The sequence below is a fragment of the Curtobacterium sp. MCBD17_030 genome, assembly GCF_003224255.1.
Classification (GTDB): Bacteria; Actinomycetota; Actinomycetes; order Actinomycetales; family Microbacteriaceae; genus Curtobacterium.
The window spans coordinates 21,600-37,142 of sequence record NZ_QKLI01000001.1 but is presented as its reverse complement, the minus strand read 5'-3'; the positions used below and the strand labels follow the sequence as shown (position 1 = coordinate 37,142).

Annotated in this window: 13 protein-coding genes; 3 read left to right on the top strand and 10 right to left on the bottom strand. The window is 71.1% G+C overall.

What is annotated here, in order from left to right; all coding sequences use genetic code 11:
- The first annotated feature begins 10 nt into the window (after positions 1 to 10).
- Complete coding sequence (locus DEI89_RS00195; protein ID WP_110902034.1) at positions 11 to 1,141, top strand: glutamate--cysteine ligase; 1,131 nt, start codon at positions 11 to 13, stop codon at positions 1,139 to 1,141.
- 138 nt (positions 1,142 to 1,279) lie between these two features.
- On the opposite strand, the gene ffh is transcribed toward DEI89_RS00195, so the two are convergent.
- The 3 genes from ffh to ftsY all read right to left on the bottom strand — a co-directional run bounded on the left by ffh (position 1,280) and on the right by ftsY (position 4,105).
- Positions 1,280 to 2,833, bottom strand: a complete 1,554-nt coding sequence (gene ffh, locus DEI89_RS00190; RefSeq protein WP_110902033.1) for a signal recognition particle protein — start codon at positions 2,831 to 2,833, stop codon at positions 1,280 to 1,282.
- A gap of 137 nt (positions 2,834 to 2,970) precedes the next feature.
- Positions 2,971 to 3,138 (bottom strand): hypothetical protein, encoded by a 168-nt coding sequence (locus DEI89_RS17490; RefSeq protein WP_181421429.1) that lies wholly within the window; start codon positions 3,136 to 3,138, stop codon positions 2,971 to 2,973.
- A 97-nt stretch (positions 3,139 to 3,235) separates the two neighbouring features.
- Positions 3,236 to 4,105 (bottom strand): signal recognition particle-docking protein FtsY, encoded by an 870-nt coding sequence (ftsY, locus tag DEI89_RS00185; protein ID WP_110902032.1) that lies wholly within the window; start codon positions 4,103 to 4,105, stop codon positions 3,236 to 3,238.
- A gap of 275 nt (positions 4,106 to 4,380) precedes the next feature.
- Here ftsY and DEI89_RS00180 point away from each other — a divergent pair, with 275 nt between their 5' ends.
- Positions 4,381 to 5,403: a TerC family protein gene (locus tag DEI89_RS00180; protein ID WP_110902031.1), complete on the top strand. Its 1,023-nt coding sequence runs from the start codon at positions 4,381 to 4,383 to the stop codon at positions 5,401 to 5,403.
- A gap of 96 nt (positions 5,404 to 5,499) precedes the next feature.
- Here DEI89_RS00180 and DEI89_RS00175 read toward each other — a convergent pair whose 3' ends face one another.
- From DEI89_RS00175 to DEI89_RS00145, 7 genes are all read right to left on the bottom strand, one after another.
- Positions 5,500 to 9,234, bottom strand: a complete 3,735-nt coding sequence (locus tag DEI89_RS00175; protein WP_110902030.1) for a chromosome segregation SMC family protein — start codon at positions 9,232 to 9,234, stop codon at positions 5,500 to 5,502.
- Between the two features lie 30 nt (positions 9,235 to 9,264).
- Entirely contained in the window at positions 9,265 to 10,296 is a 1,032-nt protein-coding gene (gene mutM, locus DEI89_RS00170; protein ID WP_110902029.1) for a bifunctional DNA-formamidopyrimidine glycosylase/DNA-(apurinic or apyrimidinic site) lyase, read from the bottom strand.
- A 4-nt stretch (positions 10,297 to 10,300) separates the two neighbouring features.
- Positions 10,301 to 11,032 carry a ribonuclease III gene (rnc, locus tag DEI89_RS00165; protein ID WP_110902028.1) on the bottom strand — a complete coding sequence of 244 codons (732 nt, stop codon included), beginning with the start codon at positions 11,030 to 11,032 and terminating at the stop codon, positions 10,301 to 10,303.
- Between the two features lie 13 nt (positions 11,033 to 11,045).
- Positions 11,046 to 11,249, bottom strand: coding sequence for a 50S ribosomal protein L32 (gene rpmF / locus DEI89_RS00160; protein ID WP_110902027.1), 204 nt, complete (start codon positions 11,247 to 11,249; stop codon positions 11,046 to 11,048).
- A 47-nt stretch (positions 11,250 to 11,296) separates the two neighbouring features.
- Positions 11,297 to 11,938, bottom strand: a complete 642-nt coding sequence (locus DEI89_RS00155; RefSeq protein WP_258366414.1) for a DUF177 domain-containing protein — start codon at positions 11,936 to 11,938, stop codon at positions 11,297 to 11,299.
- Between the two features lie 90 nt (positions 11,939 to 12,028).
- Positions 12,029 to 12,517 carry a pantetheine-phosphate adenylyltransferase gene (gene coaD, locus DEI89_RS00150; RefSeq protein ID WP_110902462.1) on the bottom strand — a complete coding sequence of 163 codons (489 nt, stop codon included), beginning with the start codon at positions 12,515 to 12,517 and terminating at the stop codon, positions 12,029 to 12,031.
- A gap of 70 nt (positions 12,518 to 12,587) precedes the next feature.
- Entirely contained in the window at positions 12,588 to 14,789 is a 2,202-nt protein-coding gene (locus tag DEI89_RS00145) for an ATP-dependent DNA helicase RecG (protein ID WP_110902461.1), read from the bottom strand.
- Between the two features lie 165 nt (positions 14,790 to 14,954).
- Between DEI89_RS00145 and DEI89_RS00140 the strand changes: the two genes are divergently transcribed.
- Positions 14,955 to 15,521: an RsmD family RNA methyltransferase gene (locus DEI89_RS00140; RefSeq protein WP_110902460.1), complete on the top strand. Its 567-nt coding sequence runs from the start codon at positions 14,955 to 14,957 to the stop codon at positions 15,519 to 15,521.
- Positions 15,522 to 15,543 lie beyond the last annotated feature (22 nt).

Below are 15,543 nucleotides of genomic sequence, written 5' to 3'. Positions count from 1 at the left end.
GGATGGCCCCATGGACATCCGGTTCTCCGAATCCGCCCCGTCGACGATCGGCGTCGAGTGGGAGTTGCCCCTCGTCGACCGTGCGACGGGTGACCTCACACCGCGCGCCCCGGCGGTGCTCGCCGCCGTCCGGGAACGCCTGGACGATCCGGACCGGGTGACGGAGGAGCTCCTCACGAACACGGTCGAGGTCGTCACCGACGTGCACCGCAGCGTCGGTGGCGCCACCCGCGAGCTCTCCGGGATCATCGGCCAGGTCATCGACGCCGCCGAGCCCCTCGGTGCGCAGGTGATGTGCTCCGGCACCCACCCGTTCGCCGTGTGGGACCAGCAGGAGATCACGCCGGACAGCGAGCACTACACGGAACTCATCGACCGCACCCGCTGGTGGGGTCGGCAGATGCTCATCTGGGGCGTGCACGTGCACGTCGGCATCGACGACCGTGACAAGGCCGTCCCGATCATGAACGCGATGCTCGGCTACGTCCCGCACCTGCAGGCGTTCACGGCCTCGAGCCCGTTCTGGGCGGGGACCGACACCGGGTACGCCTCGAACCGGGCCCTGATGTTCCAGCAGCTGCCCACCGGTGGGCTCCCGCCGCAGCTCGGGGCGTGGGCGAACTTCGAGGAGGTCGTCGGCGACCTCGTGCACACCGGCGTCATCGACGGCGTGAAGGACCTGCGGTGGGACATCCGTCCCTCGCCGGGCTGGGGCACGCTCGAGAACCGCGTCTCGGACGGCATCTCCACGCTCCACGAGGTCGGCGCGGTCACGGCCCTCGTGCAGTGCCTGGTCACCGAGAGCTCGGACCGGATCGACGCCGGCGAGACCCTGCAGGCGATGCAGCCCTGGTTCGTCCGCGAGAACAAGTGGCGTGCGGCCCGCTACGGCATGGATGCCGAGATCATCACGAACGTCGCCGGCGACGAACGGCTGGTCACCGACGAGGTCCACGACCTGGTCACCCGCCTGGACCCGATCGCCGAACGGCTCGGCTGTCAGGAGGAACTGCACCACCTCGACACGATGATCGAGCGCGGTGCTTCGTACCAGCGTCAGTTGGCGGTCGCTCAGGCGAACGGCGGAGACCTCCGCGCGGTCGTCCAGCACCTGGTCGGCGAACTCCGCGACTCGCTCTGAACCGTCGCGACGCGACCACGGACGGACGGGAGGCCCGGTACCAGCTGGTACCCCTCACTCGCAGGCTCGGTCGGCGCGCCCCGCGTGCCGCTGGCGCGTCACGCTGAGCGGGGCGCGCCCGTCCGTCAGGTGGTCGGGTCAGCGTCCGAGGAACTTCTGCAACGAGGCGAGCTCTTCCTCGGATGGCACCCCACCGTTCTTGCCGGCGCCCATGCCGAGCCCGAGGCCCGCGCCCTTCGGCGCCTGCTGCGGCGCGGGGGCGGTACCGGAGGCGAGCGCAGCGCGCTTCGCCGGGTTGCCGACCTTCTTCTTCTTGCCCTGCGGCTGCTGCTTCTTGCCGCCGTGCATGCCCGGGATCGGGCCCATGCCGGGCATCTGCGGCACCCCGCCACGGGCGACGGTCTTCATCATCTTCGCGGCCTGCTCGAAGCGGTTCACGAGCGCGTTGACCTCGGTCACCGTGGAGCCGGCACCGCGCGCGATCCGCAGGCGCCGGGACCCGTTGAGGAGCTTCGGCAGTTCGCGCTCCTGCGGGGTCATCGACTGGATGATCGCCTCGGTACGCACGATCTCGCGCTCGTCGAAGTTGTCGAGCGCTTCCCGCATGCCCTTCGCGCCGGGGAGCATGCCGAGCATGCCCTTGATCGAACCGGCCTTCCGCAGCTGCTGCATCTGCTGCAGGAAGTCGTTCAGCGTGAAGTTGTCGGTCGCGATCTTCTCGGCGACCGCACGGGCCTCGTCCTCGTCGAAGGCGGACTGCGCCTGCTCGATGAGGGACAGGATGTCACCGAGGTCGAGGATCCGGCTCGCCATCCGGTCCGGGTGGAACGGCTCGAAGTCGTCGAGGCCTTCACCCGTGGACGCGAACATGATCGGACGCCCGGTGATCGAGGCGACCGACAGGGCTGCACCACCGCGGGCGTCACCGTCGAGCTTGGACAGGACGACGCCGGTGAAGTCGACGCCCTCCTGGAAGGCGCGGGCCGTCGTGACGGCATCCTGACCGATCATCGCGTCGATGACGAAGAGGACCTCGTCCGGGTCGACGGCCTTGCGGATGTTCGCGGCCTGCTTCATGAGCTCCGCGTCGACACCGAGGCGACCGGCGGTGTCCACGATGACGGTGTCGTACTGCTGGTCGACCGCGGCCTTGATCGCGTTCTTGGCGACCTTGACCGGGTCGCCGACGCCGTTGCCGGGCTCCGGGGCGAAGACGTGCACGCCGGCCTGCTCGCCGACGACCTGCAGCTGCTGCACCGCGTTCGGACGCTGGAGGTCCGCCGCGACGAGCATCGGGGTGTGGCCGTCCTTCTTGAGCCACTTGCCGAGCTTGCCCGCCAGGGTCGTCTTGCCGGCGCCCTGCAGGCCGGCGAGCATGATGACCGTCGGCGGACGCTTGGCGAACTCCAGGCGTCGCTGCTGCCCGCCGAGGATGCCGACGAGTTCCTCGTTGACGATCTGGACGACCTGCTGCGCCGGGTTGAGCGCCTTGTTGACCTCGTCCGAGAGCGCCCGCTCGCGCACCGAGGCGGTGAAGGACTTCACGACCTCCAGCGCGACGTCCGCGTCGAGCAGCGCCCGCCGGATCTCGCGGACGGTGCCGTCCACGTCGGACGGCGTCAGCCGTCCCTTGCTCCGCAGGTTGCGGAAGGTCTCGGTGAGCCGATCGGAGAGTGAACCGAATTGCGCCATGATCCGACCATCCTACCGTCCGTGGCATGCGGCCCGGGAGGCGCGGCAAGCCGTCGACCGGTCCGGCCCCGCCGCAGACGGACGGGAGGCTCCCCACCAGCTGGTGGGGAGCCTCCCGTCCGTCGTCGTGCCGTGCGTCAGACGCGCGAACCGCCACCGCGGACGCGGCGGAGGATCCAGCCGATGACGGCGAGGACGATGAGCACCAGGCCGATGAACAGCAGGACCTTCAGCGCGGCGCTGACGATGCCGGTCACCAGCAGGACGACGCCGACGATCAAGGCGATGATGAGCAGTGCAGGCATGTGGGGGTTCCTCTCCCGGTCGGTCACGTACCAGGCGGACGGTACACGCCCACCGTGCCCGACGACCGGGGCAGGCTGCCTCGAGGGGCGCGGAGGCTCAGCCGACGAGGTTCTGCACGAAGACGTGCGGGGTGAAGCCCGTGAGGTCGTTGATGCCCTCGCCCTGCCCGATGAGCTTGATCGGGATGCCCGTCTTCTCCTGCACGCTGAGCACGAACCCGGCCTTCGCCGACCCGTCGAGCTTCGTGATGACGAGACCGGTCACGCCGGCGCCCTCGATGAAGGCCTGCGCCTGCGCCAGGCCGTTCTGGCCGGTCGTCGCGTCGAGGACGAGCAGGACCTCGGCGATCTCGGTCTGCTTCTCGACGACGCGCTTGATCTTGCCGAGCTCGTCCATCAACCCGGCCTTGGTGTGCAGTCGGCCGGCGGTGTCGATGACGACGATCTCGATGCCCTGCCGGATCGCCTGCTCGACGGTCTGGTACGCGACCGAGGCCGGGTCCTGCCCGGGCTGCGAGGGCCGGACGACGTCGACGCCGGCGCGCTGGGCCCACGTCGCGACCTGCTCGACGGCCGCGGCTCGGAACGTGTCGGCCGCGCCGACCAGGACCGTGCGGTCGTAGGTGCGGAGGAACTTCGCGAACTTGCCGATGGTCGTGGTCTTGCCGACGCCGTTCACCCCGACGACGAGCACCACGGCCGGTCGGGCGCTGAGCTTCAGCGTGGTGTCGAGCTTCGACAGGCGCTCTTCGAGGACCTCGCGGAGCATGCGGTTGAGGTCGGCGGGGTCGGTGGTGCCGTACCGGTCGACCCGGGCGCGGAGGTCCTCGATGATCTCCTCGGAGATGTCCGGACCGAAGTCGGCGCCGATGAGTGCGGTCTCCAGGTCCTCCCACGTCGTCTCGTCGATGGTCTTCCGCTGGAAGAGACCCCGGAGCCGGGAGGACAGTGACCAACTACTCGCCATGTTCCCAGCTTAGAGGGGCCCGGGTGAGCGCGACCTTCGGTAGTGTCGGAGACGCGAAGGGGAGTATTCCCTCTCGGCGACCCCGTCAGTACGGCCCGGAACGACCCGGACCCGGGGCGTCGGTCGCGGCCCAGCTCGGAACCGACCTCGTCGGACACCGGACAGGACCGCGGCGGAAGAGACCTTCAGGCTCTGGCGTACCCGTTTTCCGGACCACTTCCGTGGTCGGAGCTCGTCGATGGACGATGTGGTGCGCCCCTGACCTGGAGGTTCCAGTGGACGTTCCCCTGTACGTGTGGCTCATCACGATCGCAGGCATCCTCGCCTTGCTCGTGTTCGACTTCTTCTCGCACGTGCGCACCCCGCACGTGCCGCACATCCGCGAATCGGCCTTCTGGTCCGTGGTCTACATCGCGCTCGCCATCCTGTTCGGCGTCGGCGTCTGGGTGTTCGGCGGCGGACAGGCCGGCGGTGAGTACTTCGCCGGGTGGTTGACCGAGAAGGCGTTGTCCGTCGACAACCTCTTCGTCTTCCTCATCATCATGACGACCTTCGCGGTGCCGAAGGAGTTCCAACAGAAGGTCCTGCTGGTGGGTGTCGCGATCGCCCTCGTCGCCCGCGGTGTCTTCATCGCCCTCGGCGTCACGATCATCGAGAACTTCTCGTGGGTCTTCTACCTGTTCGGTCTCCTGCTGTTCTGGCTCGCCTGGTCGCAGGCGAAGGGGGGCGACGAGCACGGTGCTGAGGACGGCGACTCGAAGCTCATCCGCCTGCTCCGCCGCGTCATCCCGACCTCGGACCACTTCGACGGCGACCGCATGACCACGCGGGTGAACGGCAAGCGCCTCTTCACCCCGATGCTCCTCGTGATGGTCTCGATCGGCCTGACGGACGTGCTCTTCGCGCTCGACTCGATCCCCGCGATCTTCGGGCTCACGCAGGACGCGTTCATCGTGTTCACCGCGAACGCGTTCTCGCTGCTCGGGCTGCGCCAGCTGTACTTCCTCATCGCCGGGCTGCTCGAACGCCTCATCTACCTCGGTCAGGGTCTCGCCGTCATCCTCGCCTTCATCGGCGTGAAGCTCGTCTTCCACGCGCTGCACGTCAACGAGGTGCCGTTCATCAACGGCGGCCAGCACGTCGAGTGGGCGCCGGAGATCCCGATCTGGTTCTCGCTCGGGTTCATCCTGCTGACGATCACCGTGGCCACGGTGGCGAGCCTCGTGGTGTCGAAGCGCCGTCAGCAGCGCGGCCTCACCCCGACGGGCGACAAGCCGGTCGAGGCCGACGTGAAGTAGGCGTCCGCACCGCACGACGGGAGGCCCGGTACCAGCTGGTACCGGGCCTCCCGTCCGTCGTGGGTCAGGCGGTCAGGCGGTCAGGCGGTCACGCGGTCAGGCGACCGCCGGCTCCGACCTCGGCTCCGTGCCCGGCTCCGGTCGCTGCACCCGCTGGCCGACGACCGCCGAGACGCCGTCCTGCCGCATCGACACCCCGTAGAGCGCGTCCGCGATCTCCATGGTTCGTTTCTGGTGCGTGATGACGATGAGCTGCGACGCCTCGCGCAGGCGGCCGAACACGGTCAGCAGACGGCCGAGGTTGGCGTCGTCGAGGGCCGCTTCGACTTCGTCCATGATGTAGAACGGGCTCGGCCGGGCGGTGAAGATCGCCACGAGGAGCGCCACCGCAGCCAGGGACCGCTCACCACCGGACAGCAGCGTCAACCGGTCGATCTTCTTGCCGGCGGGCTTCACCTGCACGTCGATGCCCGTGGTCAGCATGTCGTCGGGGTTCGTCAGCGAGATCGAGCCCGATCCGCCCGGGAACAGGATCGGGAACACGACGTCGAACGCGGCCCGGGTGTCCTCGAACGCCGACGCGAAGATCGTCTGCATTTTGCCATCGAGTTCCTCGATGATCGTGAGCAGGTCGGTGCGCGTCTGCTGCAGGTCCTCGAGCTGCTCGGACAGGAACGCGTGCCGCTGCTCGAGTGCCTGGAACTCCTCGAGCGCCAGCGGGTTCACCTTGCCGAGCCGCCCGAGGTCGCGTTCGGCGGCAGCGAGCCGGCGTTCCTGCTCCTCGCGGACGTAGGGGGTCGTCGGGACGTCCGCCGGGTCGACGTGGGGCGCCTCGAACTCCGGGAGCGCGGCGCCACCGGGCAGGGTCGACTCGGCGTCGACGAGCGCGGTGTCGGCGTCGGCCTCCGTGTCCGGGGCGGCTTCCGAGTCCTCGGCCTCGGCCTGCGCTCCGGCCGCCGCAGCCGCACGGGCAGCCTCTCGGTGGCGTCGTGCCAGGACACGGGGGTCCACCAACACGTCGACCGGCACGGGCACGTCCGGCCCGTACTCGGCGACCAGGACGGACTCCCCCAACCCGAGCTCGCTCTGCGCCCGGTCCAGGACCCCGGTGACGTGCAGCCGCTTCTCGTAGATCTCCATCTCGAGGGAGTGCACGCCGTCCGTGAGGGTCTGCAGCCGGTCGCGCAGCTCGCGCTCCTCGTTCCGGATCGTCTGCAGTTCGGAGTTGCGACGGGAGCGCTCGGACTCCTCGGTCGCGAGCTGCACCCGCGCCTCGGCGAGCGACCGGTCGACGGCGGCCAGCACGACCGGCAGGTCCGCGAGCACCCCTTCGGCCGACGCGATCTGGGCGCGGCGGATGACCGCGAGCCGCGCCGCTTCCTCCGCCGCGGCCCGCTCGGCCTCGAGCTGCCGTTCCAGCTGGTCGGCACGTCGGCGCTCGGCGCGCGCCCGTTCCCGGGCGGTCTCGACCTGCAGCCGGTGCTCGATCTCCGCGGCCCGGGCGGCGTCCACCGCGTCCTGCGCCGCCGGCCGTGCCGAGGCGTCGACGACCGGCCTCGGCCGGTCGGTGAAGTGCCGGAGCGCCGCTTCCGCCTCTGCCAGCGCCGCCTCGGTCACGGCCGTCGTGCCGTCGGTCTCGGCCAGCGCGGCCCGCAGACGCTCGACCTCGGCGGCCGTGTTCTCCGCGCGGGCCCGGGCCGACGCACTGGCCCGGTCGTACTCGGCACTCGCGCGGGCGTGTTCACGCGTGGCACGGTCGGCCTCGTCCACGGCACGTCGCGCCGCCTCGACCGCCGTGCGCGCGGCCTGGAGGCCCGTGGCCGCGTCCTCCGCCTCCGTCACGACCGTCCGTCGTCGCGTCACGGCGGCGTCCCGGTCGGCGACGAGCTCGATGCGGGAGGTGGTCCGTGCCCCGCCCCCGGTCACCCGGGCAGCACGGACCAGGTCACCGGACCGCGTCACGACGATGGAGTCCGGGGCGGCGGCGAGCACGGCCTCCAGGTCGACGTCGTCGGTGTCCGCGACCAGCGTGTCGGCCAGCAGGGCGGTGAGGGCCGGCGGTCCGTCCACCAGGTCGAGTGCCCGCCGGACGGACGACGGCAGCACGGCCGGCAGTCGGGACCCGGAGCCGGCGACGTCGGCGACGACCACGTCGATGCGGCCGAGGTCGGCGGACCGGGCGTGCTCGACGGCGCCGAGTGCGCCTGCGCGGTCGTCAGCGAGGACGGCGTCGGCCAACCCGTCGAGCGCCGTCGCGACGGCCGCCTCGAACCCGGGCGTGACGGTGAGGCGGTCGGCAAGACGACCGACGATGCCGTCGCGGCCGGCGTCGATGACCGCCTGGGACCCGTCGCGCACGTCGATCGACAGCGCCAGGGCCGCGATCCGGGCGTCGAGCGCGTCCCGTTCCCGCTCGAGCGCGTGCAGGCGATCACGGTGGCCGTCACGGTCACCCTGGGCGTGGTCCAGCTGCTCGCGCGCGGCGGTGAGCGTCGCGGACAGGGCGTCCTCGTCCGTGTCGAGGGAGGGGTCACGGCCGACGTCCTCGAGCGCAGTGGCCGCCTCCTCGGCGCGGGCGACGGCCTCGGTCAGCGAACGCTCCCGACGCTCTCGGTCGCCCGCCGCCGCGGAGCGCTTCGACCGGGCGACCTCGACCGCACTGGCCAGACGCTGCCCGTCGAGGTCGTGCTGCGCGACGAGGGCGGCCTGCGCGGCGATCTGCTCGTCGAGGGCGTCGAGCGCGGCACGGGCGGCACGGACCTGGTCGCCGACCCTCGTCGTGCCGCCCTGCATGTCGCGGGCCCGCTCGTCGAGCCGGTCGGCCTCGGCGCGGACACCGGCGACCCGCTCCGGGGTGATCGTCGGACCCTGCTGCGGCGCCTCGGCCTGCTGCGCCAGGAACATCAGGCGCTGGTTGGCCAGCATCGACAGGCTGCGGAGGCGCTCCTGGACGCTCTCGAGCCGGTGCACCACGGTCCGGGCGCGGTCCACGTCGTCGCCGACCATGCTCGCCTCCACCTGCTGCTGACGCTGCCGGATCTGGTCGAGCCGCTCCTGCAGGACGCCTCGTTCGGACTTCCGACCGGTCTCGACCGCCAGGTGGTCACGGAGTTCGCGGCGGAGGCGCACCACGTCGTCCGCCAGGAGCCGCGCCTTGGCGTCGCGTGCGACCGCCGCGACGGACTGCGCCTTGCGGGCCACCTCGGCCTGACGACCGAGCGGCTTGAGCTGGCGACGGATCTCCCCCGCCAGGTCGGACAGCCGGGTGAGGTTGGTCTGCATCGCCTCCAGCTTGCGGAGCGTCTTCTCCTTGCGGCGACGGTGCTTGAGGATGCCCGCGGCCTCCTCGATGAAGCCGCGTCGGTCCTCCGGGGTGGCGTGCAGCACCTTGTCCAGCTGACCCTGCCCGACGATGACGTGCATCTCGCGGCCGAGGCCGGTGTCACTCAGCAGCTCCTGCACGTCGAGCAGCCGGCAGTTCTCGCCGTTGATGGCGTACTCACTGCCGCCGTTGCGGAACAGCGTGCGGGAGATCGTCACCTCGGCGTACTCGATCGGCAGCAGACCGTCCGCGTTGTCGATCGTCAGCGTGACCTGTGCCCGACCGAGCGGCCCGCGGGTGGCGGTCCCGGCGAAGATGACGTCCTCCATCTTGCCGCCGCGCAGGGTCTTCGCGCCCTGCTCCCCCATCACCCAGGCCAGAGCGTCGACCACGTTCGACTTGCCGGAACCGTTCGGACCGACGATGCACGTGACGCCGGGCTCGAAGGCGAAGGTGGTCGGCTGCGCGAAGGACTTGAACCCCTTGATGGTCAGGCTCTTCAGGTACATGCGGTCTCCGGGTCCTCGGCTGGCGTCAGGTTAACGCAGCCGCGCCCGGGGTCTCGGTTGGCACACGGGGCAACGGTGGCTGGAGCGGTTCATCCACGGCTCACGCACGATCGGCGTCCCGCACCGCGGGCACGGCTCGCCCTGCTGCCCGTACACCGCCAGGCGCTGCGAGAAGTAGCCGGACTGCCCGTTCACGTTGACGTACTGGGCGTCGAAGCTCGTGCCGCCGTCCTCGAGCGCACGCCGCAGCACCGCCCGGACCTCGTCGAGGAGCCCTCGGAGGGTGGCTCGTGGCAGCCGGCCGGCGGGGCGGTCGAAGTGGAGCTTCGCGGCCCACAGCGACTCGTCCGCGTAGATGTTCCCGATGCCGCTGATGACGCCCTGGTCGAGGAGGACCCGTTTGATGCCGCTCGAGCGCTTCCGTGCGGCGGCGAGGAACCGGTCGTCGTCGAATGCGGGGTCGAGCGGGTCGCGGGCGATGTGTGACACCTGGAACGGGATCCGGCGACGCCAGGCCGCGTCCGGGTCGGTCGTGTCCACGGCACCGGCGAGCCCCGCGGGAGCGCCGTCGATCGTCGGCAGCATGCGGTCGATCGCCATCGACCCGAAGGTGCGCTGGTCGACGAACTCGAGCTGCACGGGAGCTTCCGGAGCGCCGTCGCGGTCCGTGCCGGGAGGCTGCACGTCGAGGACGATGCGCCGGTGTCGGGCTGCGGGCCGGTCGCGGCCGAGGAGGATCTGGCCGCTCATGCCGAGGTGTGCGACGAGAGCCTCGGGGGGCCGGGCTGCGGGGTGCTGGGCTGCGGGGTGTCCGGCGCCGGTGCGGGCGGCTCCGGGGCGCTCGGCCTCGGGGTCGTCCTCGAGCGGGAACCACATGAACTTGCCGCGGCGGACTGCGGCGGCGATCGTCCGGCCGGTCAGCCGGTGCGCGAAGTCCTCGGCCGGGCCGTCGTGCCGGGTCAGGGCGCGCTCGTCGAGCACCTGCACGTCCAGCACCCGAGCGCCGGTCACCGCGGGTTCGAGGCCGGCGCGGACGACCTCGACCTCGGGGAGTTCGGGCACCTGGTCAGGCTCCGGCGGTCCGACCGGACAGTCGCGTCCAGGCGTCCAGCGCGGCCGACATCTCGGCGGTCTTCTTGCTCGTCCCGGTACCGGTGGCGATGTCCTCGCCCTGCAGCACGACGGTGGCGTGGAAGGTCTTGTCGTGGTCCGGGCCCGCCTCGGTGATCCGGTAGGCCGGGTTGCCGAGGGTCAGCGCGGACGCCAGCTCTTGCAGGCTCGTCTTCGGGTCCATCGCCGCACCGAACCGCGCGGGGTCGACGAGCAGCGGCGCCACGAGACGCAGCACCAGGTCCGTCGCGGAGTCCGCACCCGCGGACAGGTAGGTCGCACCGATCACGGCTTCGACGGTGTCGGCGAGGATCGAGGACTTGTCCCGACCGCCCGTCTGCTCCTCGCCCTTGCCGAGCCGGAGGTACGCGCCGAGGCCGATGAGTCGGCCGATCTCCGCCAGGGCGACCGTCGACACGAGGCTTGCACGCCGCTTGGCGAGCTCACCCTCGTCGAGCTCCGGGTAGTCCCGGAAGAGCTTGACGGTCACGGCCTGGCCGAGGATGGAATCGCCGAGGAACTCCAGCCGCTCGTTGTGCCGGATCCCGCCGTGCTCGTACGCGTACGAGCGGTGGGTCAGCGCGAGCTGGAGGAGCTCGAGGTCCACAGGGACCCCGAGGAGGTCACGAAGACGAACGACGTCCGGCCCCACGGGGCTGGACCCCGCGGCGCCGGACGTCGCAGTCATGAGTGCGGTCCGATCAGACGTCGGCGACCTTGCGGCCCTTGTACTCCATGTACAGAGGGGTGCCGGCGGAGTCCTCGACGACCTTCGCACGGTGCGGGAGGCTGTAGACGACCTTGCCGTTCTCGATCGTCTTCACGAGCTGGACCGGTGCGGCCTTCCACTGCGATCGACGGGCGTGCGTGTTCGCACGGGACTGCTTGCGCTTGGGGACGGCCATGGTGGTTCTCTTTCGCTTGGTCGGTGGTCAGTCGCGGATGGTGGCGGTCACTCGGCCTGGTCGGCCGGCGTCCGCTCCTCGTCCGCGGTGGTCTGGTCAGCGTCGTGGTGCCCGCTGGTGTTCTGGTGCTCGTTGCTGTCGTCGTGCTCGTCGTTGTCGTCGGGCTCGTCGTTGTCGAACTGGATCCCGCCGAGCGCGGCCCAACGGGGATCGGCGGCCGACGGAGCCGGCTGTTCGCCGACGTCTGCCAGACGCTCACCCGTCACCGGGTCGAGTCCTGGGCAGTCCGGTCGGCAGACCGGGGTGAACGGCAGCGACAGCACCACCGCGTCTCGGACCACCGGTTCACAATCCACGTGGTCGTCGTGAACCTGGTAGTCGAATTCCTCCGAGGCATCATACGCGAACACTTCGGCGAATTCGACATCGACGGGCTCGCTGATGTCGATGAGGCAGCGCGAGCACTCCCCCGTCGCTTCAGCCCGGGCGTGTCCGGAGACCAGGATGCCCTCGTGCAGACCCTCGAGCTTCACGTCGAGGTGCATCTGGTCGCCCTCACGCACGGCGATCAGACCGGCACCGAGCGTGCTCGGCACGACGATGTCGACCGAGACCTCGCGCATGTCGCCCGCCCGTTGCGCAAGGTCACGCACACGCAGGGCATAGGGGCTGTTCACGGAGGAATACACGATCAACCAGCCTAGCGCGCCCGAGCCGAGGAGTCGAGCGCCCGACGCGTGTCGCGGACCGTGGCGAGGGTCGTCGACGGCGGCGCGGTGTCAGTGCCGGTCGTCGAGCGCTCGCGCCACGACCCGGGGCACGTACGGCGTGACGTCCCCGCCCAGGCCGGAGACCTGCCGGATGAGCGAGCTCGACACGTGCGAACGGGCGGCGTCCGGCAGCAGGAACACCGTCTCGACACCGGCGAGGTGGCGGTTCATGATCGCCATCGGCGTCTCGTACGCCACGTCCTCGCCGGAGCGCACGCCCTTCACCAGGATCTTCGACCCGACCTGTCGGCAGTAGTCGACGAGCAGCCCCGACGTCCACTCCCCGACCACGACGGTGCCGGGCACGCCGACCTCGGTCAGGGACTCCTCGATGAGCCGCACGCGGTCGCCGGCGTCGAACAGTGCGGACTTCTTGTCGGGGTTGTGCACGACGAGCACGTGCACCTCGTCGAACAACTCGGCGGCACGGGCGATGACGTCCAGGTGCCCCAGCGTCACGGGGTCGAAGGAACCGGGCACGACGGCGATCTTCGTCATGCAGGCGACCATACCGGCGCCCGGTCCTGGCCGGCTCGGCCCTGGCCGCCACGGTGCTTGCGAGCAGCGGTCAGTTCTTGCCGAGGAACGCCGCGTCGGACTCGTCGAGGCGTCGTGCGAGGGCGTCCCGCAGCGCCGGGCTCCCGCTGAGGTCCGGGTCGTGCTCCAGGAGCCGCTCGGCCTCTTCCCGGGCGTCGATGATCACGTCGGCGTGCTGCACCACCCGCAGCAGGGTCAGCGACGACCGGCCGCCGGACTGCCGTTCGCCGAGCACGTCGCCCTCGCGGCGGAGCTCCAGGTCCACCCGGGCAAGTTCGAACCCGTCATCGGAAGCGGCGACCGCGTCCACACGCTCACGCGAGACCGTCTCGGCCTCGGCGTGGGTGACGAGCAGGCAGACGCCGGCGTACTGCCCGCGGCCGATGCGTCCGCGGAGCTGGTGCAGCTGCGAGACGCCGAACCGGTCGGCGTCGAGCACCGCCATCATCGATGCGTTCGGGACGTCCACGCCGACCTCGATCACCGTGGTGGCGACGAGGACGTCGACGGACCCGTCGGCGAAGGACGTCATCACCCGGTCCTTCTCATCAGCCGTCATCCGCCCGTGCAGCACCTCGATCCGTCGACCCTCGAGCACCGGCATCGCACGCATCCGTTCGGCGGTCGCCAGGACCGTCGCGGGCTTCCGGGCCGGTGTGCCGTCCGGGTCGCCGCCGTCGGCGGCCGGCTCGGGGGCGCCGTCGTCTTCACCGTGGGCGTCGTCGATCGCCGGGCAGACGACGAACGCCTGCCGGCCGTCGGCCAGCTCCTCGGCCATCCGTGTCCAGATCCGGGACTCCCACCCCGGGTGCTCCGCCAGTCCGACCGTGAAGGTCTCCACCCCGGCGCGACCGGAGGGCATCCCCTGGATGGTCGAGACGTCGAGGTCGCCGAACACCGTCATCGCCACCGTTCGCGGGATCGGCGTCGCGGTGAGCACCAGCACGTGCGGCGGGGTCGCGCCCTTCGTCCGCAGGGCTTCGCGCTGCTCGACGCCGAAACGGTGCTGCTCGTCGACGACGACCAGACCGAGCTCGGCGAAGTCCACGCGGTCACCGAGCAGCGCGTGCGTCCCGACGACGAGCCGGGACCCGCCCGAGGCCGCCGCCAGCAGTGCACGTCGGCGTTCGTCGGTGGACTGCGAACCGGTCAGGATCACCGGTCGGAGCTCCGCGGCGAGGTCGGGGCCCAGGAACTTCACGATCGACCGGAGGTGCTGCGCCGCCAGGACCTCCGTCGGGGCGATCAGGGCGGACTGGCCGCCCGACTCGGCGACGGTGAGCATCGCCCGGATCGCGACGAGGGTCTTGCCCGAACCGACCTCGCCCTGCACCAGTCGGTGCATCGGCCAGGTGCCCGCCATGTCCTGCGCGATCTCCGCACCGACCGCCCGCTGGTCGTCGGTGAGCGTGAACGGCAGGGTCGCGTCGAACCGCTCGAGGATCCCGCCCGGTGCGGCCGTCCGTGACACCGAGGCCGTCGCGCGGGCCGCGATCCGGCGCTGGACCAGCGCGGTCTGCAGCACGAAGGCCTCGCGGTAGCGCAGGGCGTCCTGGGCGCGCTTGAAGTCCGCCACCTTCTCGGGCCGGTGCAGCATCTCGAGTGCCTTCCGGAACGGCACCAGGTCGAGACGGGTGCGCACCGAGGCGGGGATCGGGTCGGCGACGTCCGGCAGGGTGTCGAGCACGATCCCCATCGCCTTCGCGATCTGCCACGACGACAGCGACGCGGTCGCCGGGTAGATCGGGATCGGCTGTCGCGACCACCGGATCGCCTCTTCCGACTCGGGGTCCGCCGTGGCCCGCGGGTCGTCGCGGTCGAACAACTCGTAGTCCGGGTGCGCCAGCTGCCGAGCGCCGCGGTAGTCGCCCACCTTGCCGGCGAACACCCCGCGGGCGCCGGGGACGAGGTCCTTCGTGCGCCACCCCTGGTTGAAGAACGTCAGCGTCAACAGGCCCTTGCCGTCCCCGATCTTCGCCTCGAGGATCGAGCCGCGCCGCGCCCGCATCGTGCGCTCGCGGACCTCGACCACCTCGGCCACGATCGTCACCGGCTCGCCGATGGCCAGCGAGTCCAGGGCGGTCAACGCGCCGCGCTCGGCGTACCGCCGGGGGGCGTGCTCCAGGAACTCGCCGACCGTGCGGTGCCCGAAGGCCTTCTCGATCGCCTTCGCGGTCCGCCCGCCGAGGACGTTCGCCAGCTTCACGTCGAGCGGTGCCGTGCCCCACTGCACGTCAGGGGTCGGCACGTCGGCGGGGCCGTCGGGGGTCGTCGGAGCGGTGTCGGCGCGGGAGGTGACCACACGCCAACGGTACCCGGGACGACCGACCCGTCACGGGCCTCCCGGACGCCTGTGGAGAACACCGGAGGGCTGCTGACGGCCCGCTACGGTGACTACATGACCCGCATCATCGCCGGTGCCGCCGGCTCCACGACGCTCCGGGTGCCGAAGTCCGGCACCCGGCCGACGAGCGACCGCGTGCGCGAAGCGCTCTTCTCGTCGCTGGAGGCGCGCGGGCTGATCGACGACACCTCGGTTGCCGACCTCTACGCCGGGACCGGTGCCCTCGGGCTCGAAGCGGCGTCACGAGGTGCGGTGGAGGTGTCCCTCGTCGACCGGGCGGCGCCCGCCGCGGCCGCCTGCCGCGACAACGCCAAGGCGGTGCAGAAGCGTGTCCCCGGCGTCCGCATCGCCGTGCACGCGCAGCCCGCGCTCGGGTACCTGCGGACCACGGCGAAGACCTTCGACCTGGTGTTCATCGACCCGCCGTACGAGGTCCCGGAGTCCGAGCTCACCGACGTCCTCGACGCGCTGGTGTCCCGGCTGACGGCCGAGGCGGTCGTCGTCGTCGAGCGGGGCACGCGGTCGTCGGAACCGACGTGGCCGGCCGGGCTGACGCCGTTCAGCAAACGGTCATGGGGCGACACCGTCGCGTGGGAGGCCGTTGCCGACTCCGCCGGCTGATCCGCGCCGACCGCCTACTGCG

Excerpts from the sequence above, each read along its gene's own strand:
- rpmF (WP_110902027.1), bottom strand. The coding sequence starts at position 11,249 with ATGGCCGTCCCCAAGCGCAAGCAGTCCCGTGCGAACACGCACGCCCGT.
- rnc (WP_110902028.1), bottom strand. The coding sequence starts at position 11,032 with ATGACTGCGACGTCCGGCGCCGCGGGGTCCAGCCCCGTGGGGCCGGAC.
- ffh (WP_110902033.1), bottom strand. The coding sequence starts at position 2,833 with ATGGCGCAATTCGGTTCACTCTCCGATCGGCTCACCGAGACCTTCCGC.
- DEI89_RS00195 (WP_110902034.1), top strand. The coding sequence starts at position 11 with ATGGACATCCGGTTCTCCGAATCCGCCCCGTCGACGATCGGCGTCGAG.
- DEI89_RS00175 (WP_110902030.1), bottom strand. The coding sequence starts at position 9,234 with ATGTACCTGAAGAGCCTGACCATCAAGGGGTTCAAGTCCTTCGCGCAG.
- DEI89_RS00140 (WP_110902460.1), top strand. The coding sequence starts at position 14,955 with ATGACCCGCATCATCGCCGGTGCCGCCGGCTCCACGACGCTCCGGGTG.
- coaD (WP_110902462.1), bottom strand. The coding sequence starts at position 12,517 with ATGACGAAGATCGCCGTCGTGCCCGGTTCCTTCGACCCCGTGACGCTG.
- DEI89_RS17490 (WP_181421429.1), bottom strand. The coding sequence starts at position 3,138 with ATGCCTGCACTGCTCATCATCGCCTTGATCGTCGGCGTCGTCCTGCTG.
- ftsY (WP_110902032.1), bottom strand. The coding sequence starts at position 4,105 with ATGGCGAGTAGTTGGTCACTGTCCTCCCGGCTCCGGGGTCTCTTCCAG.